Below are 25813 nucleotides of genomic sequence, written 5' to 3'. Positions count from 1 at the left end.
AGACATTTTTTACCGTAAATATTTCCATTTATATCCGTAAGTAGATAGCCCTGCACAAATTACCTATGCAGTTTGGTATATATACCGCTCTACTCGTGCTAGAGGGCAGGACATCTTTGCTTTGATAAATAATACACAGTACAACTTGCACATCATGTTAGAATATACAAAAAAATATGTCGAGAAAGTAGCTCTCGCGGCAATGCTAGGTTTCGGACTGAGCGCATGCGAACCCTCTACAGAAACTAAATCTCCCATGAATAAAGACCCTGAAATCACCGCTCTCATGGAGCAAATGTCTGTCGAAGACAAGGTGGGGCAGATGACTCAGGTCACCCTGAGTATGTTCATGCCCAACAACCAATTGGATCTCGACGAACTCAAAAATGCCATCGTCAACAAAAAAGTAGGTTCTATCCTCAATGTCAATGGGACACCATTGAGCATCGAAGAGTGGCACCAATTGCTGACGACCATTCAAGATATCGCTACCAAAGAAACAGAATTGAAAATCCCCGTGCTCTATGGAATCGATGCAATCCACGGTACGACCTATACACAAGGCTCGACACTGTTTCCTCACAACATCGGCATGGGGGCTACACGTAATCCAGCATTGGTCAAGCAAGCGGCGAAGATTACTGCCAAAGAGACTCGTGCATCAGGCATCCGTTGGAATTTCGACCCAGCCTTGGGACTCGCACGTCAACCCCTATGGTCTCGATTCGAGGAGATGTTTGGCGAAGCAACAGTACTATCCTCTGTCATGGGTAGTGAAGCCATCAAAGGATACGAAGAAGATGGTCTAGACCAAATCACTGGTGTAGCATCCTGTATGAAGCACTACTTGGGCTACTCCGTCCCTTTGAGTGGAAAAGATCGTACACCCGCATACATCCCAGATGTACAAATGCGCGAGATTTTTCTACCTCCGTTTGAGCATGCCGTCAACAGCGGGACCTCCACTGTGATGATCAACTCAGGCGAAATCAATGGGATCCCTGTACATGCCAGCAAATATTACTTGACAGACATCCTACGTGGTGAACTAGGGTTTGAAGGGCTGGCAGTCACCGATTGGGAAGACATCATTCGTCTGCACAGCAGACACCGTGTCGCTGCGACACCCAAAGAAGCGGTCAAAATAGCCATCAATGCGGGTATAGACATGAGTATGGTACCTGTTGACTATTCCTTTTTCGACTATCTCGTCGAATTGGTCAACGAAGGCCAAGTACCTATGGCCCGTATAGACGAGGCGGTATACAGAATATTGAAATTGAAAGCAGACCTCGGTCTGTTTGACAATGCCTACCCTGAGCAAGAAGCCCTAGCCAACTTTGGATTGGAGGCCTACAAAACAGTCGCTCTCCATGCTGCAAGGGAATCCATCACCCTATTGAAAAACGAAAAGCAGACGCTTCCTTTCAGCCCAGATACCAAGGTACTCTTGATGGGACCAGCAGCCAACAACCTCGGTTCTCTCCATGGCTCATGGTCCTACACTTGGCAAGGTCAGGACGAGAGCCAATTCCCTGAAGGCTCGATGACTCTCAAAGATGCCTTTGAAGCAAAAATCGGAACAGGCAATGTCATCTCCAACAGCACCAATAATTTTGAAGACCCGGCCAATACGAGTGTCTCATTTCTTAAAAAGAATGCCGCCAAAGCCAATGTCATCGTGCTCGCTATCGGAGAAAAATCATACGCCGAATCACCCGGAGGCATCCATGACCTCAACTTAGAGGACAATCAAATCGAACTCGTCCAAGCAGCCTATGCTACAGGCAAACCGGTGGTTCTCTTGCTCGCGCAAGGTCGTCCAAGGGTCATTTCCAAAATCGCTGACGGAGCAGAAGCCATCGTCAACCTCTACCGTCCAGCTAGCCAAGGAGCCCTTGCAACTGTAGAGATTCTATACGGTGAGGTCAACCCAAGTGGTAGATTGCCTTTCTCCTACCCGAGATACTCTGGAGATGTAGTCCTATATGATCGCAAATCAACCGAAGAAGTAACAGAGTTGGTGCCAGATTCGTACGGCGGAGGTGGCTACAACCCTCAGTGGGAGTTTGGATACGGACTCAGCTACTCGACCTTCGAGTACGGAAATCTCCAGCTTGACAAGACCAAATACAGCCTCAATGATCAGATCAAAGTCAGCATAGACATCACCAACACCAGTGATCGAGATGGCAAATTGGCTGTAGATCTTTTCGTTTCTGACCTTTATGCATCTGTCACACCGAGTTACAAAAAACTCAAGAAATTCGCCAAAGAAGAGTTCAAAGCAGGTGAAACCAAAACGATCTCGTTCACGCTCGATTCGACAGATCTAGAATTCATCAATGCTTCGAGCGAAAAAACAGTAGAAGCTGGAGAGTTTAGTGTTTCGGTCGCAGACCAAAAAATAAACTTCATCCTGGAGTAAGCAAACGACTTAGAAGTACGAGAATGTTAGTGTTCGTTTTTTGATTTTAACAACCAAAAGCAGGACTACTTCTCTACTTCTTCTTACCTCTCAAGTGCTCCGCACACGTGCAGCGTTTGGGCATATTCCCTCGAATTTAGTTTTTCATTCATAATCACAAAAACCTTGGTCATGCAGCCAAGGTTTTTTTGTACCTATTCGGCAAGAGAACCTACACTCCCCAAGTTGGGGCACACTCCCCATCGATGGGGAAAATATCCACACTTTGCCCCTATACTATCACAGCTAGCCCTTCCCAATCGTCTCATTTTGACCTATTCCAGTATGGCATATTCCTTGTCAACCTACGCTTTGTCTAAACTCACTCTCATCCTATGCACTGCTCGAGTTCGGTGATCTGGGAGGAGAATACAACTATGTACTCGATCAAGATATAACTATGAATACTATCAAGCTGAAGCAAGAGAGAAACACCATCAAGCGATCAGGTAATTCCTCCAAAAACTCAAAACAAAAACAGGGTTTGTTTGGATTCCTCCGCCCCACCTACCATCAATCCTTACAAAACGCCTTTTTCTCTCGCTCCAAAAAACCGAAAAATGTAATTCGAAAAGCAAAACAAAACCCAAAAGTACCTCTGGTGCTATTGGCTACATTTCTTCTACTCGCTGGCGCCACATACACATTTTACATTCTGCAGCCACAGTTCGAGCAATTACACTTCGAAAGGCTCAATTCGACTGGAGGGCTCATCTTCATCACCATCAGTCTCTCCCTCTTTCTCTTCAAGGGAGGATTCTTTCTCTACAACTTATTCTTGTACTGGCAATACAAACCCGTAACCTCGGTCTCCGACGATGAGTTACCGAGCTGCACAGTGATCGTGCCCGCATACAACGAAGGCAAACTGGTATGGGAGACTTTGATCAGTATAGCTGCCAGTCTCTACCCAGAAGATAAAATCCAACTGATCGCCATAGATGACGGAAGCAAAGACGATACATGGCACTGGATGAAAAAAGCCAAATCCCAACTCGGTGACCGCCTAGCCATCTACCAACAGCCCAAAAACAAAGGCAAACGCCACGCACTTTACCGTGGATTCAACCTCGGAACAGGGGATGTTTTCGTCACCATTGACAGTGATTCGATAGTCAAGCCCGACACACTACGCAATCTTGTGAGCCCCTTTGTGACGCATGAAAAATGTGGAGCTGTTGCAGGCAATGTCCAAGTACTAAATAACCAAAAAGCAATCATCCCACGCATGCTCAATGTGAGCTTTGTATTGAGTTTCGAGTTTATTCGTTCTGCTCAAGGTCAACTAGAATCCGTGCTATGCACCCCAGGTGCACTAGCAGCCTACCGAAGAGAAGCCGTCATGACCTGCCTCCCTGAGTGGATCAATCAGACCTTCATGGGACAGCCCTCAGACATTGGAGAAGATCGGGCCATGACCAACATGATACTCAAACAAGGCTATCATGTCATGTTTCAACGAAATGCCGTCGTACTCACCAACGTACCCGAAAACTATACGAGTCTATACAAAATGTATATCCGATGGGAACGCAGCAATGTCCGTGAAAACATCATGATGTCCAAATTTGTATTCACACCATTTAGAGAAGGTTCCAAACTAGGTGCCCGACTACTGTTCGTAAACCAGTGGCTCAAAGTATTGATGGCCTATCCCTTTACATTGTTAATGTTCGTATTCATCGCGACACAACCCTTACTGTTTGTAAGTTCTACACTCTTCAGTATACTCCTCTTCTCGAGTTTTTCGGTGTTCTTCTATGCGGTTCGTTACAAGCTATCCGAGTCCATTTGGGCCTACTCGTACAGTATTCTATACACCTTTGGGTTATTCTGGATTACTCCCTACGCGATCGCTACCGCAGGCAAACGCGGTTGGCTCACGCGAGAACTCCCCGTCAACGGGAACACTGTCGCCTACGACAAAAATCTTTCGACCAAGGCTGCTTGATATGACAGACAACAGAAATGTATGAAACAGTCTTCTCTTTAAATGAAAAGCCCCTTGACTGTGACAGTCAAGGGGCTTTTCATTTTCTTTAATTATACTTATTTCAGCAGGGTCTGGTCTCTGTCCGGCCCTACGGATACAATGTCAATAGGTAAACCAATTGCTTTCTCGATATACTCGACATATTGCTTCAAACTAGCAGGCAATCCCTCGTAAGTAGAGATAGCTGTCAAGTCCTCGGTCCAGCCCTTTACCGTCTCGTACACAGGCTCGAAACTTTCATCAGCCAAATCAAACGGCATCTGATCTGTCAAAACACCATCCTTCCCTCTATAGTGCGTACACACCTTAATCTCTTCGAAACCAGACAAGACGTCTGCCTTCATCATGTACAATCTGGTCGCGCCATTGACCATCACCGCATACTTCAACGCAGGGAGATCCAACCACCCACATCTTCTCGGACGACCAGTTGTCGCACCAAATTCACCTCCATTGGCTCTGATTTTCTCTCCAGTCTCATCATGCAACTCAGTAGGGAAAGGTCCACTACCTACACGTGTACAATATGCTTTGAACACACCAAACACCTCGCCGATCTTGTTGACTGCCACTCCCAAACCTGTACAAGCTGCTGCTGTAGTCGTATTCGAACTGGTCACAAATGGATAACTTCCAAAGTCGATATCCAACAAAGATCCTTGGGCTCCTTCTGCCAGTACTTTGTCCCCAGAGGTGAGATGTGCATTGAGGACATACTCACTATCGATCAAGTCAAAAGTTTTGATGAACTCTACCCCCTTCAAAAACGCCTCTTCCAGCTCTGTCAAATCAAATTCAAAGTCATAGTGACTCAAAATCTCCAAATGACGCTTCTTTGATGCTTCGTACTTGCTCATGAAATCTGCCCCGAGCGTATCTCCCGCTCTGAGTCCATTTCTTGATATTTTGTCTTCATATGTCGGTCCGATACCTTTCAGTGTCGAGCCGATCTTTTTATCTCCTTTGGCGTTCTCATAGGCCGCATCTAGGATTCTATGTGTCGGCAGAATCAACTGAGCCTTTTTCGAAATTTTGAGCTTACTCGCATCGTAGTTCTCGAATTTTTCGAGAGCCAAAATCTCCTTTTGAAAAATAGCAGGATCCAATACCACACCATTTCCGATGATATTGACCGCTCCCTTGTGAAATATCCCAGATGGGATTTGATGCAAGACGTGTTTAGTATTTCCAAATTTCAAAGTGTGACCAGCATTCGGCCCTCCTTGAAATCTCGCAATCACATTATAATTAGGTGTCAAATAATCGACGATTTTCCCTTTTCCTTCATCGCCCCATTGGAGCCCTAGCAATACATCTACAGACATGCGCTTATTATTTATTCAGTTCCTTTTTTGCTTGATCTAGGTCTTCCACTATCGTGAATATTGCATTCAGTTTAGTGATGACCAATAGTTTTTTTACGTGATCCGAAGGGTTAATGAGTATCACTTCTCCTCCCTTGTTTCTAAACTTGGTCAGGATAGTAATCAGTACGCCAATACCACTGCTGTTGATATATCTCACTTCTGAGATATCAACAGCGCATTTGACGATGTTGTTGTTTAATGTGTCGTTGACATTCCCGATGATCTCTGGGCCATTTTCTTCGCCAATCAGATCACCTTCAAACTGAATGATCATCACATCATTCTCTTGATTGAAATTAAAAGTCATTTCTACGGGATTATTAATTCTTGTCTTTTTTATTCTTTGCGAAGAAATACAAGGAATGATGCGTGATATCAATGTCAAACATTTCTTCGAGGGTTCGTTTGATGTTCTGAATTCTGGGATCACAAAATTCCAAAACCTCTCCACTACCTTCCATCAATATGTGGTCGTGCTGCTTGAACCCATAGGATTTCTCGTATTGAGCGAGATTCTGTCCAAACTGATGCTTGGTGACGAGATCGCACTCTACCAAGAGATCGAGGGAGTTATATACTGTCGCCCTACTCACACGGTAATTTTTGTTTTTCATGCTGATGTAGAGGGTTTCCACATCAAAATGCCCCGTCTTGCTATAAATTTCCTCTAGGATAGCATATCGCTCAGGTGTCTTACGCAAAGACTTATTTTCCAAAAATTTCGTAAAGATGTTCTTAACCTCCTCGTAGATTTTGGTCGTTACAGTACTATGTCCTTCTGTTTGGCTCAATTTTTTTTATATTATCAATGGTTTTTGACTTCTCGCGTGCAAATATAGTTTTTTATAGATATTATTCTTCAAATAAATCAAAGCGGTAGACTCTCTCTATCCCGTCTATGCTTTCGAGCTTGTGAATCATCTTCTCCAAGTGAGAAGTATCATCTACATAAACCTTCATATTCCCCTCAAAAATGCCATTATCAGTATCGATACTCATCGACCGCATATTGACTTTCAAATCGTTAGAAATAATTTGGGTAATGTCATTGATCATACCCATTCGGTCGGTTCCGATGACTTTGAGCCCAGCCAAAAATGCAATCTCCTGCTGAGAAGTCCACTTGGCCTTGATGATCCGATAGCCATAGTTGGACATGAGCTCGGTCGCATTTGGACAAGTCGTACGGTGAATCTTGATCCCATCACTGACGGTCACAAAACCAAAAACGTCATCGCCAGGAATTGGTTTGCAACAGTTAGCGAATTTGTAATCCACCATATTATTCATGTTGTCCCCGATAATCAACAGGTTGCTATTCGCCTCCTTAGCCTTTTTGGTCGCTTTGGCAATCTCTTGTGACTCTTCATGCTTCCTGCCTGGCTTCTTCAGGTCTTTCACCTCACTGATCTTTTTGATGTGCTTGGGATCAATCTTCCCTTTGGCTACATCATAAAAGAAGTCTAGCGGTGACTCTGCACCAAAATACGCAATCATTCGATTGATTGTATCATTGTTGAGTTCAAGCTTGATTTGCTTGAGCTTGCGCATCACAATCTCCTTTCCTTCAAACGCCGCTTTCTTTTTTTCTTCCTTGAGATAATCCTTGATACTGGATATCGCCTTGGAAGTCACGACATACTTGAGCCAGCCTTCATTTGGGTGCTGCTTGGATGAAGTCAATATCTCGACTTGATCTCCATTTCTAATTTCCGTGTTGAGCGAAACCAACTTCTTGTTGATTTTCGCTCCGATACAACATCCTCCTACTTCAGTATGAATATCAAACGCAAAATCTAGAGCACATGCTCCTGTTGGCAAGGTTATCAATTTCCCCTTGGGGGTAAAAGCGTACACCTCTTCTTGAAACAGGTTGGACCGGAAATCATCGACAAATTCAATCGCCGATATGTCGTTCTGTTCCAAAGACTCTCTCACCTTAGCAATCCATTGATCGAGAGACGATTCGGACCCTTTGGCAGTACCATCCTTGTATTTCCAGTGAGCGGCATAGCCCTTTTCTGCTATATCATCCATCCGTCGTGCCCTGATCTGTACTTCTACCCATTGTCCTTTATTAGTCATCACCGTCGTATGAAGGGACTCGTACCCGTTGCCTTTGGGGATGCTGATCCAGTCTCTCAGACGATCTGGATTCGGAGTATAGTAGTCTGTCACTATAGAATAAAGATGCCAGCAGGCTGCCTTTTCATTTTCTTCTTCCACATCCACAATGATCCGAATCGCAAACAGATCATACACCTCCTCGAAGGGTATGTTCTGCTTTTTCATTTTGGTAGCTATCGAAAAAATCGATTTAGGACGACCCTTAATCTCTACTTTGTACCCCTGTTCGTTGATCGATTTTTGGATCGGGCGTATAAAGCTGCGAATAAAACGGTTTCGCTGATCTTTGGTGTCGTGGATTTTCTTTGCGATAAAATTGTATTCGTCTGCTTCTCGGTACTTCATCGATAGATCCTCCAGTTCCGTTTTGATCGCATACAATCCCAAGCGATGTGCCAAAGGCGCATAGAGATAAAACGTCTCCGAGGCAATCTTGAGTTGTTTGTGGCGAGGCATACTCTCGAGTGTGCGCATATTGTGCAAACGATCTGCCAACTTGATGAGGATCACACGTGTATCTTTAGACAAGGTGAGCAGCATCTTTCTAAAATTCTCTGCCTGCTCGGACATACTCTCTCCAGGTACTCCCGAAATTTTGGTCAGGCCATCGATGATACGCATCACTTTCACCCCAAACTCCCTCTCGATATCTGCGAGTGACCAATCCGTATCTTCAACAACATCATGTAGTAAAGCAGAAATAATGGAAGTCGTCCCCAACCCAATCTCTGACACGCATATAAACGCGACCTCTATCGGGTGATAGATGTAAGGTTCGCCTGTCTTGCGGCGCATATCTTTGTGCGCCTCCGCTGCAGTATAAAACGCCTTGCGAATCAACTTCGCGTCATTATCCTTCAAAAAAGGTTTTGCTCGTCTGAGCAGCTTTCTATACCTTCTTAAAATCTCCTTTTTCTCTTCTACCTCATCTACGAGCACCAACTCTCCCATTCGAATACATTGAGTAAAATCCTACAAAACAACCGATCAACAAAGATCAGAATTAGAGCTTACAATCAATTGTGAAAATGATTGAAATATTTTACAGTTTGATGTTGAATAATTGAATTATCCCATTAGCTTTGCACCTCCAAATTTTTCGAACACATGCGGATGTGGCGAAATTGGTAGACGCACTAGACTTAGGATCTAGCGCCGCGAGGCATGGGGGTTCGAGTCCCTCCATCCGCACACAATTTACCCTCTACCTGAAAATCAGGCTAGAGGGTTTTTTAATTTTGATAACTAGTACATAAAGCACACAGTTTTGGATATTCAATTAGATCAAATCTCAAAGACAGAAGCCCTTATTAAAATTAATTTAAAGGAGGCTGATTATCAACCGAATGTTGAGGAAAAGATCAGAGAGTACAGCAAAAAGGCCGACATAAAGGGTTTTAGAAAAGGGAAGATTCCTAAGTCTGTAATCCAAAGAATGTACGGAAAATCCATTCTAGTTGACGAAATCAACAACTTGGTCTCTCGTCAGGTCATGGATTACATCAAAGAAAACGAGATACAATTGCTCGGCGAACCACTTCCTAACCAAGAAAAAGTGGAGGCTTTGGATTGGGACAACGGATCTGAGTTCGATTTTGAGTACAGCATCGGAATGGCCCCTGATTTTGAAGTAGCCGTAGACAAAAAAGTCAAAGTTGACACATACTCGATCAAGATCGATGACAAGTTGATGACTGAGACTTTGGACAATCTCAAAAATCAGTTTGGAGAAACTACCAACCCTGAGACATCCGAAGACGGAGACGCATTGTATGGGTACATCCAAGTAGAAGGCGTGGAAGAACCCGCAGGCACAACTCTTGAGCTCAAAGAAGTAGAGAAAAAAGACCAAAAGAAATTCATCGGAAAGAAGTCTGGAGACATCATTGAGTTTGACCCAAGCAAATCGATCAAAGATGAAGCTATTCGTGCTCAATTTCTCGGGGACCACAAAGAACTATCTGGTAAAATCAAGTTCGAAATCAAGAACATCAACAGAGTCATCCCCTCGGAATTGAACCAAGACATGTTTGACAAGGTGTTTGGTAAAGATGCAGTCAAATCAGAAGAGGAGTTTGTAGAAAAGGTAAAATCAGCCATCACTGAAAACTACAACAAAGAAACAGATGGGTATACACACTTGAAAATTCGAGATGCCTTCATCGAAAACATCAAAATCGAATTGCCGGACACTTTCTTGAAAAGGTGGTTGAAAGTATCTAACAAAGATGTCACCGATGAGCAAATAGAACAAGAGTACCCACTCTACACCAACGACCTCAAATGGTCTATGATCAAGAGCAAAATAGCAAAAGACAATGAACTCAAAGTAGAACACGAAGAGATTGTAGAAGCGGCTAAAGCTATGATTCGCCAGCAGTTTGGTTCAATGGGCATGTCTGAGCAAATGGAAGCAAATATAGATGCCTTTACCACCAACTACCTACAGGGTGAAAATGGCAACAACTACATGAAACTTCAAGAATCCGTGTTCAACGACAAAATCGTTTCTTTTATCAAAGAAAAAGTCACCATCAAGGCAAAAGATGTCACTGTAGAAGAATACAGAGAAAAAGCGTAAACTTTTGTTCAAAAAGAATCGTCTAAAAGAAAAGTCCTTTGATATAAGGGCTTTTTTTGTTTTTTTGTATCTGTATTAAAAAATCATAAAATGGACAAAAAGGAGTTTAGAGATTTTGCCGTCAAAGGCCAAAACATAAATGGAAATACGTTTGATCAATATACTGGTCATATCGAAAACATGACTCGTTCGGTCATCGAAGAAAGGCCTACAAGATTTGCCGAAATCGATGTTTTCTCGAGACTCATCATGGACAGAATTATCTTTCTAGGTACTGGAGTAGATGACAACATCGCCAACATTATCACGGCACAATTGCTCTTTTTGGAATCTGTAGACTCTAAAAAAGACATCTTGCTCTATGTCAACAGTCCAGGAGGGTCAGTATATGCTGGTCTAGGAATCTATGACACGATGAACTATGTCAATCCAGACATCAACACCATCTGTACAGGTCTGGCGGCCTCTATGGGGGCGGTACTGCTAGCAGGTGGAGCAGCCAACAAAAGAGCTGCACTACCTCATGCCAGAATCATGATTCACCAACCCATGTCTGGTATGCAGGGTCAAGCATCAGACATGGAGATCTCATTGAAGCAAACACTATCGGTCAAAGAAGACCTTTACAACATTCTATCGAAGCATAGCGGCAAAAGCTATGAAGAGATCGAACGCGACTCGGATAGAGACTACTGGATGAGAGCAGATGAAGCGAAGAAATACGGCTTGATCGACGAAGTACTCGTGAGAGACTCGAGCAAATAATTAGTATATTTAAACAAAAGAAGAGGGAATGGCACAGGTAACATGTTCGTTTTGCGGGAGAAATAAAAAAGATGTGGATTTAATGATATCGGGCATTCATGCCCATATTTGTGACAAATGCATATCACAAGCCAATCAAATTCTGTCCGAAGAGCAGAAAACCAAAAATGACATTTCCTCTCCTAATTTCAACTTGATCAAACCCAAGGAGATGAAAGATCACCTCGACCAATTCGTAATTGGCCAGGACGAGGCAAAAAAGGTCATCTCCGTAGCGGTATACAACCACTACAAGCGCTTGATGCAAGACAAGAAAGATGATGATATCACAATCGAGAAATCGAACATCATCATGGTAGGAGAGACAGGTACTGGCAAAACTTATTTGGCACGCTCATTGGCCAAAATCCTACAAGTACCCTTCTGTATCGCAGACGCAACCGTACTTACAGAGGCGGGATATGTCGGTGAAGATGTAGAAAGTATCCTCACGCGGCTATTGCAATCTGCAGACTACGATGTAGAAGCTGCCGAGCGAGGTATCGTTTACATTGATGAGCTGGATAAAATCGCCCGCAAGTCGGATAATCCCTCGATCACTAGGGATGTAAGCGGAGAAGGGGTACAGCAAGCACTGCTAAAGCTCCTAGAAGGCACGTCTGTCAACGTACCACCACAAGGTGGAAGAAAGCATCCAGATCAAAAAATGATCACCGTAAACACTGAAAACATACTTTTCATTTGTGGCGGGGCTTTCGATGGCATCACACGTAACATTGGATCGCGACTCAATACACGCCCACTGGGATTCAGTGCGCACAGCAAATCAGATGATTTCACAGAGCTCAGCCAAGAGAACTTACTACAATACATTACAGCACCCGATTTGAAATCCTTCGGATTGATCCCTGAACTCATAGGTCGTCTTCCCGTATTAACCCATCTCAATCCATTAGATCAAAGTGCTTTGAAAAAGATATTGACTGAACCGAAAAATGCTTTGGTCAAGCAATACACCAAACTCTTTGAGATGGAAGGAATTGAAATAGAATTCAAAAAGAATGCCCTAGACTACATTGTAGGAAAGGCTCTGGAATATAAACTAGGTGCACGCGGACTTCGGTCAATCTGTGAATCGATCGTCAATGATGCAATGTTTGAGATGCCTTCTGATGAAAAAAGTAAGAAGCTAGTCGTGACTAAGGCTTACGCAGAAGAGAAGTTTGAAAAGTCCAAAATCAACAAACTCAAGGTAGCATAAGACTCCTAAACTAGAAAACAAAAGAGGGCTCTTCATTGATATGGAGAGCCCTCTTTTGTTTTCTAGTCAAAAGCTAATCAACTCGACACAAAAGAAAGCACCTCCACGACAGAGGACAAACGGTTTACATCCAACCCTTCCTTCTTAACATGAGATTTTACTCGGCTATCAACTTCATTAATAGCCTTTACTATTTTTTTTGTAGACTTAGATTCTTCTAATAGTTCATCTTCTACTAACAAATAATACACATTAGATTTTACATATCTATCATATTCATAACCGCTATCTGTAATGGCATTGTAATTACTTGGATAGAAATCCACAATCACATGCTCCAACAACTGATACATACTTGATGCGAACAACACCTTAAAGAAGCCGTCAGGAATATCTTCTCTACCCGAAAGCCTAACATAATATGATGAGGTTAAAGCGTTCAACTCCCTCACGTGGAAACCTATCAACTGCTCCCCATTCACAACCCACTTCTTATCCATGTTTGCAATCTCAAAATAATCTCCATTGATATTATAGTTAAAAACTACCTGAGAAGTTGTATCTCCATTGACTCCATACATTACTCCACGAGGGTCCACATCCCATAAGAAATAGGTTCCTTCAGTTTCTCCTTTAGACTTTCTCTTTTGTTGTAAATCACCAAACTGAGCATCAATCACAGGATCACTCACCACAGCATTCCGCTGATGTGTCTGAGCCAATACAGCTCCAGCCAACAGCTGAAATAAAATAAAATAAAATATTTTCATCATGTAATCATAAAAAAAAGAGCTGATAAATCAGCTCTTTTAATCTTTACTTTTCTATTAAAAAATTAATGCTCGTCCTCTAAGAAACCAGTCCTTCTAACTCCAGAAGCTCTGTAAAGAGCATTATCTGTAGCCGTTGGCTGAACAAACTCAAATGAGATACTATCCGTAACCACACCCGATGTGGACAAACCACCATCAGGAATAACAATCCCGTTGTTAATAGACACAGCATCTGTACTTCCAGCCAAATCAGGGGAATCCGTAACACTAAATTCAAAACCCGACACATCTACCTTATAAGTGATACCCCATCCTAAATCATCAACTAGCATTTCGGTAGCCGTATTTGCAGCCGTATTTGAAGTTATCACCTTATAGTAACCATATCCAGTGTCTGCAAATTCACCAGAACCAGCAGGTGTTTCAACATAATATTGAATATACCATTCCCCAGCCAAAGCTTCCATTTCTGTAGCCCCAGGATCTGCTGACTCTTGATCACAAGAAGACACAAGTCCCAAGAACATAAATGGAAGTATAATATTTCTAAATATATTTTTCATTTCATCAAATTTAAAATTGCCAACAAATTAAAGCTCATCTGGCTGTATTTGGACCAAAGTCATGTACCAATTGCTTCCAAAATCTGTTAATGTCTGAAATTTAATTGTTTTGGTTGCTGGATCTACAGTCATTGATTGAATATCACCCGTATTACCCCAAATAGGAAATTCACCAGTACTAAACGAGAAACTATTGGTAGCAAGATCGTTTACGGTAACAGTACCTCCTCTGCAGAGATATCCATCTCCGTAATTCTTCGCCGCTGAATCACCATAAAAACCTCCAACTAAACATGATATCTCATACACATTTGGAGAAGTTTCCCATATCAAAATCGGCACATTACTATAATTCTCCTTACTGTCATTGTCCCGTTCTGTATAACAAGAGTAATAACCTGAAATGCTATTAACCAAATCACCAGTTGTCACTTTTGTCACAGTTCGTGTCGTAGATCCAGGAAATCCATCTCCATTGGTCGCAGTATATGTAATAACATACTCATCTTCATTAGGACCTAAATCAGCTCCCTTATAACCTGAATACCTGCCATTCACTACACTAGTCACTTCCAGCTCCACACCATCTTCAGTCGCCATTACAGGAACATCAGAATAAGTCTCGCTAGGATCAACAATAACTAAGTCACTTCCTTCACTTTCAAACGTAGGAAAATAAGTAACTCTTGAAACGCCTTCCGTTTCCAAATCTCCACATGAACTCAATATAGAGACAAAGAATACTGCTATAATTAAATTTATCTTTTTCATATCTCGATTTTTTATTTATCCCACCAAACAGGAGTAAAAATATCCTTTTGCTCTGGTGTATTTGGGTTTCTACTCACCTCACTATCCGGGTACAACAAACGTCTTGGGTATCTACCCGCAGTTACACCATTTACAGGGTAATTCAACTCACCGGCAACAGTAGTACTACTTGGATCATCATTTTCTACAGGTATCCCTGTTCTGAGATGGTCAAACCAAGATTCCAATCCATTTACTCTAGCTTGAGAAACCCATTTTTGCATCATAATGGCCTCAATATTTTCGGCCATAGTACCTGCAGGATACTCATACAATCCACCTGTTTGGATAAATGACAATCCATCCTCTCCCAAACGATCAAATGCGGCCAGAACTGCTTCATCGTACAAATCAGAAGCAATTCCTGTACCATACCCCCTAGCAGCCGCTTCTGCCTGCAAAAACAGGGATTCTGACTCACTAAAGAATAACACAGGATCTATTGCAGATATAACAGCCAAAGAAATATCATCAGAATCCAATTCAGTAGTTGGTCTCTCGTAATCACCTTGTCTCATCCCTGTAACAGCACCTCCGTTAACAGGTACTTCAAACAATACATCCAATCTTGGGTCTCCACTATTAGTCAAGTAATCGACAAAAGTTTGGCTCGCACGAATATTGTTTGGAGTATTCAATTGTCTCCTATCTTGCTCATATAAAGGGTTACTAGCATTGGCTTCATTTTTGAAATCGAACACCCCTGCATCCACGTCCAAAAACTGGGCACCACTAGCATACAAAGCGTCAATACCAGTTTGTGCAACAGTTGCTCTCGCCTCCGTTTGCCTCATGTATATTTTCAACTTGAGTGTATTTGCAAACTTCACCCAATTGTCCATATCTCCACCAAAAACCAAATCAGAAGCTCCAGGATCAGTACTAGTAACTGCACCCAAATCCTTTGCCAAAGCTTTATCTATACGTACAATTAGAGAATCATACACAGCCTCACCACTTATGTACTCAGGAGCGAAGTTACTTACATCACCTTCCAACGCCTGATCAAATGGAATCTCTCCGTACAAATCAGCCAACACTTGAAAAGTATAGGCTTCCAACAAAGTAGCCATCAAATAAACATTCCAGTCTTCAGACTCGCTTGCCTTATTCTTAGTATATTTCAAATCATTCAAAGCACCAGAATACAGCTCCGAAAAACGACCTTGCTGAAAAGTACTTTGCAAATTGAACCCATCAACACTTTTGTACTGATTGGAAGAATTGTTTTGTGTCCAATACTGAGACCACATGTTTCCAGATATTGCATAGTCACCACCGATCACACTGATCACCGAAAGTGTAGCTGCCGGAAATACGAGGCTGGCTGGTGCATCAGAAGCATTATTAGGGTCAGTATTAATATCCAAATAGTCATCACATGAAGGCAATACACCTACAGCAATCACTAACAAATAAATTATATATTTTTTCATCTTTTCTATATTTAGTAATTAGAAAGTTGCTTTCAAGCTTACTCCATAGCTTCTAGTTGTTGGACCGACTCCAAACTCACCAAATGCTCCGAGTAGGTCATTACCCATAGTAGTAGATTCTGGATCCACGATTTGATTCTCTTCTGGAGTAAACAACAGTAAGTTTCTTCCGATCACATTCAATGAAAGTGAATTCAAGAACGTATTCCCAATCACTGTCTGAGGAAAATCATAACCTATACTAACTTCTCTCAACTTCAAGAAAGAACGATCAATCACATGATCTCTACTTCGAGCGTTGTTTGACGTTTGGTTCCAATAGTTATTAATATCTGCCATATCTACTGCAATATAGTTTTCCGAGTATGATCCATCGGCATGTTCAATCACAGAATTAGGAACGATAAATGGTCTCCTGCTGTTATAAGTAGTATTAACTGAATTCCCTACAAACTGTGTCAATCGTTGTGTATATGAATACATCATTCCCCCTTTTCTATAGTCTAGAAGAATATTCATCGAAAGCCCCTTATAAGAGAACCTGTTACTCAATCCCATCGTGAAATCTGGATTAATGTCTCCGTATTCCACTTTATCGTCAGCAACCAAAGGAATCCCATTGCTTTCACTCACAATAATTCTACCATCATCCGTAGTTTTCTCTGTATGACCCAAGATAGTACCCAATGGCTTCCCTTCTTCTGCTATAAGTTCTATCCCATAAAGAGAATTCAAGACTACCTTATCCAAATCACCATTCAATTTCACAACTTCATTTTTGTTTTTCGTAAAGTTGTAACTCACATCCCAAGTAAAATTAGAAGTCTTGATAGGTGTCAAATTCACCATCAACTCAATCCCTTTATTAGAAACTTCTCCCAAATTCTGAACTTGCGAAGTATATCCACTCGATACAGCAACAGGCACAGCCAAAATTTGATCTGTAGTTGATCTATCGTAATAAGTAAAATCAACACCTATACGATTATTCAAAAATCTAATATCAAACCCTAGTTCGATCTCTGAGGTGATCTCTGGTTGCAGCGCTTGATTACCAATTTGATTAGACACTTCGAACCCGTTCACTCCGTTGAATGGCAATGTAATATCCCCAAAAGGAAGTGCAACGTTTCCAGGTATCAAAACAGAATTCACTGAATATGGACTGGCATCATTACCTGTTTGTCCCCAACTCGCTCTCAACTTACCGAACGACATGATGTTGTCAAATACAGAGGTAGTCTCCGTAAAGACAAAGCTCAAGTTAGCCCCTGGGTAAAAGAAAGAGTTGTTCTCTATAGGTAGTGTCGAAGACCAATCATTTCTAGCCACAATGGTTAAGAAAAGATAATCCTTATACGAAGCTTCTACCTGACCATATAGCCCCACCAACCTTCTTTCTGACACATAAGTAGTAGGTACTGGAGTCCCTGATGCATTACCCAACACATAAAAACCTGGGATATCCAAATCTGCGGCTGTAGTAGAAAAATTACGTGTAGACCTTTGATTGATATTTAAGCCAATCAAACCTGACAAACTCAAACCAGAAGAAACCTCTTTGTAAGCATTCAACATGAATGTATGATCAAACTCGACGGCTTCCCTTGTAGACTCAGTCACTTGACCTGGAATTTGCTGGATCGCAGCATTCGGGGTACCAGGGTTCGTCTCAGCAATAGCAATCCAATCTGTAATCGTAGAATTGGCTACATCCGCTCCCAAACGATACGAGGCATTCAACCAATCTGTGAAATTGTACGTCAATTGCACCTTACCGTACACTCTATTCTCATCAAATTCATTTCCATTTTCATTGATAGAATAGTATGGATTTTGAGCGTATGGAGTGTAGAAATTATCCAAGTTGTAGAAGGGGTCGTTGTAATCCTTCATGTCTACAATGCTAAAATCTCTAGGAATTTGAATCAATTCTTGAAAAGTAGTTGTACCTCCTCCACCTTGACCGGTAGTGATTACACTTTGCTTCTTCTTAGAAAAATTCAGGGAAGACTCCACTTTTACTTTTTTGGTCTTCAACGTCCCTCTCATAGAAAGCGTATTTCTATCTAAAATATCGTGATCACCTGGTACGATACCGTCCTGAGACACATTACCATAAGACAGGTAATACGTAGCGAGATCGTTTCCGCCACTCAATGACAGAGTATTGATATATGAAGTACCTGTTTCATAGAAATCCTTCAAGTTATCTCTTGACTCAAAGCTTTTTATTTGCTGTGAATTATCCACTACGTTACCCCACAAACGATCGTCTCCGTCCATTACTGGTCCCCAACTACCGTTCTCAGAAGAATCCCAGTGACCACTCCATCCTTGACCAAAAGTATCTTGTAAATCTGGCAACCTCAACGGCTGAGTAAATGTAGCTGAACTTGTAAAGGCGACTGTCATTCCTTTAGAGTTACTGCCACTTTTAGTGGTGATCAAAATCACACCGTTGGCTGCTCTAGACCCATACAATGCAGTCGCAGAAGCACCTTTCAAAATAGTGACCGATGCAATATCATCAGGGTTAATATCATTCGCTCTGTTACCAAAATCTTGAGATCTATTTATATCAGTGCTTGAGTTAGAAGCATTAACATAGTTAGAACTGTTATTGATAGGCACACCATCCACGATATACAACGGGTTGTTGTTTCCACCAATAGAAGAATATCCTCTAAGAATCACCTTAGTTGATGCTCCTGGAGCACCTGAAGCTGAGCTAATATTAACTCCAGCAACTTTACCTTGTAGTGAACTCATGACGTCACTAGTTCTTCCTCGAGTAACTTCCTCTTCACCTACAGCTGTAGCTGAATATCCAAGAGATTTAATATCTCTCTCAACACCCTGTGCAGTCACAACAACCTCTGTCAATTGCTTAGCATCAGCAGCCATTGCCACATCCACTACAGATCTAGCCCCAATCTCAACCTCTTGTGGCGCCATTCCGACAAACGTAATTACCAGTGTCCCTCCGTCAGAAGGCACGCTTAATTTCCAATTACCGTCTATGTCAGACGTTGTTCCAATTGTTGTTCCCTTAATGACAACATTTGCCCCAGGAATTGACTCGCCCATATCATCGGTAACTTTACCAGATATAGTACGATTTTGTGCCCACGACTCTGTCACGAGTGCAGACAACAACATGAAACAAATAAGTAGAATCCTCTTCATATCGTATGTTTTAATTGTTAAAAAATGTTTAAAAGTATGTTTTCTAATTCCAAACATATGGCATTTGAAACACTTTCACTAGCCTCAACTAACAATTATTAGTTGGCGCGCATACTGTTTTTTTGCAGTCTTTTTCATGTATGGCAAATCTTGTTCTTGGAATACTAAAAAAGCCAAAAGATTCTACCAATATGACCAATATTACCTCTTTTCAGAAGATTTATATTTGGAATCTGAGATTTGTCCTAAAACGACTCTTATGGTTTGATTTCCAATACCAAAAATTCAATTCGGCGATTTTTGGCCTGTGCAGCCTCGGATCTTTCTGTGGTCTTCGGCTGACTTTCACCGTAACCTCTGAAGGTCAGCTGACTAGCTCTGATTCCTTTCGAAAGCAAGAAATCATACACCGTCTTGGCTCGCTGGGTCGAAAGTTTGAGATTGTATGACTCTTCTCCTTGGCTATCGCTATGGCCAGCGATTTCCATCACTACATTGGGGTTGCGTTTGAGAAAATAATACACGACGCGTAGTTCGGACATAGACTCTTCTTTGAGACGATAGTCATCATGATCAAAAAATATATTCCCCAAAGTACTGGAAGCCCCCACCTGAATCGGCTGCAGCTCAATATCCAACAAGTTTCGATCAAAGGACTGGAGGTCAGCTAACGAAAAGGAGAAATCCACAAATAGATACCCCGGAGCAGAAACATAGATACCATACCGATACCCTTCTGTGAGTACCAGAGTATATTCCCCATTTGTGGGATCAGACTCCAACTGAGAATAAAAATGATCATCCGACAACTTGAACACCTGAATCGTAGAAGACAAGGGTTTCTTGCTTTCATGATCAATCACCTTGCCACGGAGGTAAGCACTCTCACGTGTCACACGAAACGAATCCGGTAGATCAAAAGCATACAACTTGCTCCGAAAACCTTGAGTCGTTGATTTTTCCACAGTATATACTCCTGACTTGCCATCTGATCCGATGTGAAGAGATACTTGATCGTTTGCATCATTGAGCGGCGCACCCAAATTGACTGGGTCCGACCAAACAGAATCTTGAGCCACTTCACTCATGTAGATATCAAAGCCTCCTAGACCTTCTCGACCATTCGAAGCAAAATAGATAGTTTCTCCATTGGCATGAATAAAAGGACTGATCTCATCTTTGGACGTATTGATCTCCTTGCCCAAGTTGAACGCTGGTTGCCAATCCCCTTTTTTATCTTTGACAGAGATCCAAATATCCTTACCGCCAAAACCTGCCCTGCGATTGGAGACGAAAAGAAGTGTGCGTCCGTCTGCCGATAAACTAGGCTGAGCTTCCCAAGCCCCGCTGTTGATGGCCTTCCCAATATTTCGGGGAGTACTCCAATCCTCACCGACTTTCTCCGCCGTATAGATATCACAGCTTCCGAAGCCTCGGACTCCATCGCACGAAGTAAACACCAAAGTACGTCCGTCTGCTGAGACAGAACCTGCTCCCTCGTTGTTTTCGGAGTTGATATTGGGTGAGAGCGACTGTGGCATAGTCCAACCTCTGGTCGTACTGTCTCGGTCGCAATAATAGATATCCTCATCGTCATAGTTGTCCAAGCCTACTCTTCTCGTAAAATACAAGCGCTGCATATCTACTGAATATGACGGAAAATACTGCAACTCAAAGGAATTGGCATGTGCTCCCAGTTCTTGCAGATTGTAGTCAAAGGGGCTTTGAATCGCCTGCTGAGCAAATCGGCAATCCAAAATCATCGCTCTGGCAGCTGTCTCTGTACGTGTATCTCCAGGTATAGTTCGTAGATAATGCTCCAAATAAGCCTCTGCGCTATCGTACACTGCATCTTTGTAGAATTGTTCCCCGATAGCATGGTAGGCATACTTTGATTTGGGATAATCAGGATCAATTCGAATCGCCTTCTTAAAATATACAAAAGACAAACTATCCCAGCCCAAGCGGTTGCTTGCACTACCCAGCGCAAGCCATACTTCGATAAAATCTGGATCTCGCTCTACCGCATCCAGCATCGGCTCCATGGCTTCACGGAACTGTGCTCTCTTGAGCAACTGCCGTGCTTCCTCATAGTCTCGAAGTGCCTTTTTGTCCTCCGAATGATACGAAGTGTACTGGGCGTGTGAGTCAACAAAAATAAAAACAAAGAGAAATAGAAGTGTGTAGCGCATTTCGAACAGGTATCTTTTAGGATAGCCAAACTAACCTAAAGACAACTTACCCTTTCAGGAGTCAGCACCTTTGTCATTTGACTACTGAAACAAAAGTACCAAGAAAATTTTATCGGATATCGAGATACTTGTGTGTCTGCAGCGAAATATTCCACTGGGAATGCGCTTTGACATATTCGATGATCTCTGGCGTCATCTTATCAGCCTTGGACCACTCGGGCTGTAGATAGAGTTTGCATCTGTCATTGACTTGCTCCGCGTGCTCTTCTGCAAATTTGAAATCAGATTTATTGAAGGCAATGGCTTTGAGTTCGCTTGCTGCAGCGTAGACCGACTGGTCTGGCGCTTTGAATTTCTTCGGGGAGAAACATACCCAATCCCACACACCGGACATCGGATAAGCTCCCGAGGTTTCTATATTCAGTTGATACTCTTTCGCCTTGAGCGCAGTGGTCAACTCCGTCATGTCATACATCAGTGGTTCTCCACCTGTGACAATGATCGTCTTGCAGGGATAATCCTGGATCTGGTCGACGATCTCCTTGACAGTAAAAAACGGATGATCTTTCTCGTCCCAAGACTCTTTGACGTCACACCATACACAGCCCACATCACAGCCTCCTAGACGGATAAATATCGCTGGTGTCCCCGCATAGTACCCTTCTCCTTGGATGGAATAGAAAATCTCCATAATGGGGAGCTTCTCAGATATTTTGGGGACGTAACTCAAACTACTTCAGGTTGTTCTTAGCAGCTTGCAGTGTATTGATAAGTAATGACGCGATCGTCATCGGCCCTACACCACCAGGGACAGGCGTGATATAACTGGCGATGGGTGCTACTTCGGCATACTCCACATCTCCGGACAGTTTAAAACCTGACTTCTTCGTCTTATCCTCTACACGAGTGGTTCCTACGTCGATGATTACAGCATCTTCTTTGACCATATCTTTGCTCACCAGACCGGGCTTGCCTACTGCTACCACTAGGATGTCCGCCTGTCTCGTATGAGCGGCTAGATCCTCGGTGTATTTATGGCAAAGCGTCACGGTTGCATTGGCATCATTGGACATCATGAGTGCAAGAGGTGCTCCTACAAGACGGCTCGCTCCGATGATCACGCAGTTCTTGCCCTGAGTCTCGATCTCATAACGCTTGATCAGCTCCATGATCCCTAGCGGAGTAGCTGGCATCAATAGCGGCGCTTTGGAAGTGATACTCCCGAAATTCTCGTTCGTGAATCCATCCACATCTTTCTCTGGTGATATGCTAGCGGTCACTTTCTCTACAGATATGTGTTCTGGCAAGGGCAGCTGTACGATGAATCCATCAATATCCTCATCCGCGTTGAGTTGATCGACATGTTTGAGCAGCTTGTCCTCAGAGATCGTCCCTGCAAACTGCATCAACGTATAATCAAAGCCTACTGCCTTACACGCCGTGATTTTCCCTCCTACATAGGTATGACTCGCACCATCATCACCCACTATGATGATCGCCAAATGAGGTGCGCGCTTGCCCTCATTCTTCATCGCTTCTACCTGTAATTTGATTTCGTCCTTGATGTCCGCAGACACCTTCTTACCATCTATGATTGTAGGCATTTTCTTAATCCAGTTTTAACACAGCCATAAATGCATCCTGCGGAATCTCTACGTTCCCCACCTGACGCATACGTTTCTTTCCTTTTTTCTGCTTGTCGAGCAGTTTACGCTTACGCGAAATATCTCCACCATAACACTTCGCCAATACGTTTTTGCGCATCGCCTTCACCGTTTCTCTGGAGATGATTTTATTCCCAATAGACGCTTGGATCGGAATCTCAAACATCTGTCTTGGGATCAATTCTTTCAATTTCTCACATAGACGCTTGCCCCACTCGTAGGCTTTGTCTCTGTGTACGATAGCAGACAAGGCATCCACCGCTTCGCCATTGAGCATGATGTCAAGTTTGACCATATTGGATTGCTTCAACCCTGTCAACTCATAATCCAGCGAAGCATAACCTCTAGAGATTGTTTTCAGTTTGTCAAAGAAATCAAACACGATTTCCGACAAGGGTATATCAAAAGTCAACTCCACGCGATCTGCCGTCAAATAGACTTGATTTTGGATCGTCCCACGCTTGTCCATACATAGCGAAATGATCGGACCGACATAGTCTGCCTTGCTGATGATCTGTGCTTTGATGAACGGCTCTTCTACATGCTTGACCCTACTCGGATCTGGCATCTCAGACGGGGCATTGATATCCTGTACCGATCCATCCGTCATGAAAGCCTTGAACTGTACCGATGGTACAGTCGTGATCACAGTCATGTCAAACTCGCGCTCTAATCGCTCCTGTATGATCTCCATGTGCAGCATCCCAAGGAACCCGCATCGGAATCCAAAACCTAGTGCTGCAGAAGTCTCGGGCTCCCAGACCAACGAAGCATCGTTGAGCTGTAACTTCTCCATCGAGGCGCGCAGCTCTTCGTAATCTTGCGTATCTACAGGGTAAATCCCCGCAAATACCATCGGCTTGACCTCCTCAAACCCTTTGATCATTTCTGTAGTAGGTCGATCTACCGCCGTAATCGTATCCCCTACTTTGACCTCTTTGGCTACTTTGATTCCAGAGATGAGATAGCCTACATCTCCCGTCTTAATTTCGTTCTTGGGGTGCTGTTGTAGACCGAGCGTCCCGATTTCGTCTGCTTCATAGGTCTTGCCTGTCGCGACGAATTTGATCTTATCTCCTTTTTTGATCGAACCATTGAATACGCGAAAGATTACCTCAATCCCTCTGAATGAGTTGAACTGCGAGTCAAAAATCATTGCTTGTAGCGGTTCTTCTGGCTTGCCCTTCGGTGCTGGAACCCGCTTGATGATCGCATCGAGAATATTATCTACTCCTACACCAGTCTTGCCACTGGCGTGAATGATATCCTCCATGTCACAACCTATCAAATCAATAATCTCCTCAGAGACCTCCTCAGGTCGTGCACCGGGTAAATCGATTTTATTCAACACAGGGATGATTTCCAGATCGTGCTCCAGTGCGAGGTACAAGTTGGAGATCGTCTGCGCTTCGATACCTTGTGAGGCATCTACGATGAGTAGTGCGCCCTCACAGGCCGCAATCGAGCGAGACACTTCGTATGAGAAATCCACGTGACCTGGGGTATCGATGAGGTTGAGCGTATAGTCCTTGCCCTCGTGATGGTAGGCCATCTGAATCGCATGACTCTTGATGGTAATCCCACGCTCACGCTCTAGATCCATGTCATCCAGCAACTGTGCCTGCATGTCTCTCCCTGTAACCGTACCTGTATTCTGAAGCAAACGATCGGCCAATGTAGACTTGCCGTGATCGATGTGCGCTATGATGCAAAAATTCCTTAGATGATCCATTTTTCTTAAAAAGAAGGCAAAAATAGATAAATAAAATTTCACATTTGCAAAAAGTTCCAGAGGGATTTGGCGCTTGGTAGAGAGAGCACAAAGTATCTAGTACAAAGTAAAAATAGAGCGGATTGAGTATTGTGTAATTCGTACATAGTATTGAGAAAGGAAAGACGGCAAATGACGAGCAATACAGAGAAAAAAAGAAGTAGTAGCGCATCATTAGAAAGAAGACGAAGAAAAAACAGCACTACAGAGATCTCCGGACGTCATTACCAGAAAAATTGAATTAAAACCATGGATCAAAACAAAAACATCACAGAATACATCATCGAGATTTACCGAAAGGAAGACTTGATGCGTGCCTACAAATTTGATTTGGAGAAATTCGGGACGCAGGTCATCAATTTCTTTCCCATCACGCCCAAAGAAAAACTCGCTGAGGTAAACCACTACGAGGAATTCATGCAAAAGATGATAGACCAAGACATCCAAGAGTCAGGTCACCTCGCTGAGATCAACGAAATCGTGGCACAACTCGACCAACTGCACGAGGAACTAAAATCCACTGACGAAAACTATAATCACGTCTACCTCAAGGCCAAACCCTACATCGACGAAAACATGCAAGTAGCCAATGGCATCATCACCAGCGAAGTACAACTCTGCCTCAACGGCATCTATGGTTTCCTCCTCCTCAAAATCGAAGAGCGCCCCATCAAACCCGAAGAGCAAGCCATGATCGATCAGTTCGGCAACCTTCTCTCCCTACTCAGCTACAAATACAACGAGCGTAAAGAAATGAACTAGCCTCCTGCTATCCAGTCCTCTATAAATTCAACTCAGAAAAACGACTCTTCACTTTTTTTAGCACAAAACACCTACAGCCCCATCGTTGCTCC

General features: G+C 43.0%; 19 protein-coding genes and 1 tRNA gene. 7 read left to right on the top strand and 13 right to left on the bottom strand.

Annotated features, from left to right (window positions below):
• Positions 1-154: 154 nt before the first annotated feature.
• Both BFP72_RS02180 and BFP72_RS02175 read left to right on the top strand, forming a co-directional pair.
• Positions 155-2428 carry a glycoside hydrolase family 3 N-terminal domain-containing protein gene (locus BFP72_RS02180; protein ID WP_099597546.1) on the top strand — a complete coding sequence of 758 codons (2274 nt, stop codon included), beginning with the start codon at positions 155-157 and terminating at the stop codon, positions 2426-2428.
• 439 nt (positions 2429-2867) lie between these two features.
• Complete coding sequence (locus BFP72_RS02175; protein ID WP_099597545.1) at positions 2868-4418, top strand: glycosyltransferase family 2 protein; 1551 nt, start codon at positions 2868-2870, stop codon at positions 4416-4418.
• Positions 4419-4516: 98 nt separating this feature from the next.
• On the opposite strand, the gene BFP72_RS02170 is transcribed toward BFP72_RS02175, so the two are convergent.
• The 4 genes from BFP72_RS02170 to BFP72_RS02155 all read right to left on the bottom strand — a co-directional run bounded on the left by BFP72_RS02170 (position 4517) and on the right by BFP72_RS02155 (position 8896).
• Positions 4517-5785: an adenylosuccinate synthase gene (locus BFP72_RS02170; RefSeq protein WP_099597544.1), complete on the bottom strand. Its 1269-nt coding sequence runs from the start codon at positions 5783-5785 to the stop codon at positions 4517-4519.
• Between the two features lie 7 nt (positions 5786-5792).
• Positions 5793-6134 (bottom strand): STAS domain-containing protein, encoded by a 342-nt coding sequence (locus BFP72_RS02165; RefSeq protein WP_099597543.1) that lies wholly within the window; start codon positions 6132-6134, stop codon positions 5793-5795.
• Positions 6135-6147: 13 nt separating this feature from the next.
• Complete coding sequence (locus tag BFP72_RS02160) at positions 6148-6618, bottom strand: Fur family transcriptional regulator (RefSeq protein ID WP_185123715.1); 471 nt, start codon at positions 6616-6618, stop codon at positions 6148-6150.
• A gap of 61 nt (positions 6619-6679) precedes the next feature.
• Positions 6680-8896: a bifunctional (p)ppGpp synthetase/guanosine-3',5'-bis(diphosphate) 3'-pyrophosphohydrolase gene (locus BFP72_RS02155; protein WP_099600658.1), complete on the bottom strand. Its 2217-nt coding sequence runs from the start codon at positions 8894-8896 to the stop codon at positions 6680-6682.
• Positions 8897-9063: 167 nt separating this feature from the next.
• On the opposite strand from BFP72_RS02155, the gene BFP72_RS02150 reads away from it, so the two are divergent.
• The 4 genes from BFP72_RS02150 to clpX all read left to right on the top strand — a co-directional run bounded on the left by BFP72_RS02150 (position 9064) and on the right by clpX (position 12561).
• A tRNA-Leu gene (locus BFP72_RS02150) sits at positions 9064-9145 on the top strand.
• A gap of 76 nt (positions 9146-9221) precedes the next feature.
• Positions 9222-10535: a trigger factor gene (gene tig, locus BFP72_RS02145; protein ID WP_099597542.1), complete on the top strand. Its 1314-nt coding sequence runs from the start codon at positions 9222-9224 to the stop codon at positions 10533-10535.
• A 90-nt stretch (positions 10536-10625) separates the two neighbouring features.
• Entirely contained in the window at positions 10626-11300 is a 675-nt protein-coding gene (locus BFP72_RS02140) for a ClpP family protease (protein ID WP_099597541.1), read from the top strand.
• Between the two features lie 28 nt (positions 11301-11328).
• Positions 11329-12561, top strand: coding sequence for an ATP-dependent Clp protease ATP-binding subunit ClpX (gene clpX, locus BFP72_RS02135; RefSeq protein WP_099597540.1), 1233 nt, complete (start codon positions 11329-11331; stop codon positions 12559-12561).
• A 77-nt stretch (positions 12562-12638) separates the two neighbouring features.
• Here the strand turns inward: clpX and BFP72_RS02130 are convergent, their stop codons facing one another.
• The 9 genes from BFP72_RS02130 to lepA all read right to left on the bottom strand — a co-directional run bounded on the left by BFP72_RS02130 (position 12639) and on the right by lepA (position 24920).
• Positions 12639-13334 carry a hypothetical protein gene (locus BFP72_RS02130; protein ID WP_099597539.1) on the bottom strand — a complete coding sequence of 232 codons (696 nt, stop codon included), beginning with the start codon at positions 13332-13334 and terminating at the stop codon, positions 12639-12641.
• A 62-nt stretch (positions 13335-13396) separates the two neighbouring features.
• Positions 13397-13897, bottom strand: coding sequence for a lipid-binding protein (locus BFP72_RS02125; RefSeq protein ID WP_099597538.1), 501 nt, complete (start codon positions 13895-13897; stop codon positions 13397-13399).
• A gap of 27 nt (positions 13898-13924) precedes the next feature.
• Complete coding sequence (locus BFP72_RS02120) at positions 13925-14668, bottom strand: BT_2262 family domain-containing protein (protein ID WP_099597537.1); 744 nt, start codon at positions 14666-14668, stop codon at positions 13925-13927.
• Between the two features lie 11 nt (positions 14669-14679).
• Positions 14680-16143 (bottom strand): SusD/RagB family nutrient-binding outer membrane lipoprotein, encoded by a 1464-nt coding sequence (locus BFP72_RS02115; RefSeq protein ID WP_099597536.1) that lies wholly within the window; start codon positions 16141-16143, stop codon positions 14680-14682.
• An 18-nt stretch (positions 16144-16161) separates the two neighbouring features.
• Positions 16162-19332, bottom strand: coding sequence for a SusC/RagA family TonB-linked outer membrane protein (locus tag BFP72_RS02110; protein WP_158233243.1), 3171 nt, complete (start codon positions 19330-19332; stop codon positions 16162-16164).
• A gap of 257 nt (positions 19333-19589) precedes the next feature.
• Positions 19590-21524 (bottom strand): OmpA family protein, encoded by a 1935-nt coding sequence (locus BFP72_RS02105; protein ID WP_099597534.1) that lies wholly within the window; start codon positions 21522-21524, stop codon positions 19590-19592.
• A 109-nt stretch (positions 21525-21633) separates the two neighbouring features.
• Positions 21634-22215, bottom strand: a complete 582-nt coding sequence (locus tag BFP72_RS02100) for a 7-carboxy-7-deazaguanine synthase QueE (protein ID WP_099597533.1) — start codon at positions 22213-22215, stop codon at positions 21634-21636.
• A gap of 40 nt (positions 22216-22255) precedes the next feature.
• Positions 22256-23128: a bifunctional 5,10-methylenetetrahydrofolate dehydrogenase/5,10-methenyltetrahydrofolate cyclohydrolase gene (locus BFP72_RS02095; RefSeq protein ID WP_099597532.1), complete on the bottom strand. Its 873-nt coding sequence runs from the start codon at positions 23126-23128 to the stop codon at positions 22256-22258.
• Positions 23129-23132: 4 nt separating this feature from the next.
• Positions 23133-24920, bottom strand: a complete 1788-nt coding sequence (gene lepA / locus BFP72_RS02090; RefSeq protein WP_099597531.1) for a translation elongation factor 4 — start codon at positions 24918-24920, stop codon at positions 23133-23135.
• Between the two features lie 288 nt (positions 24921-25208).
• Between lepA and BFP72_RS02085 the strand changes: the two genes are divergently transcribed.
• Positions 25209-25721, top strand: a complete 513-nt coding sequence (locus BFP72_RS02085) for a DUF4924 family protein (protein ID WP_099597530.1) — start codon at positions 25209-25211, stop codon at positions 25719-25721.
• Positions 25722-25813: the final 92 nt, after the last annotated feature.

It is taken from the genome of Reichenbachiella sp. 5M10 (assembly GCF_002742335.1).
Lineage (GTDB): Bacteria > Bacteroidota > Bacteroidia > Cytophagales > Cyclobacteriaceae > Reichenbachiella.
This window is presented reverse-complemented; position numbering and strand designations above follow the sequence as displayed.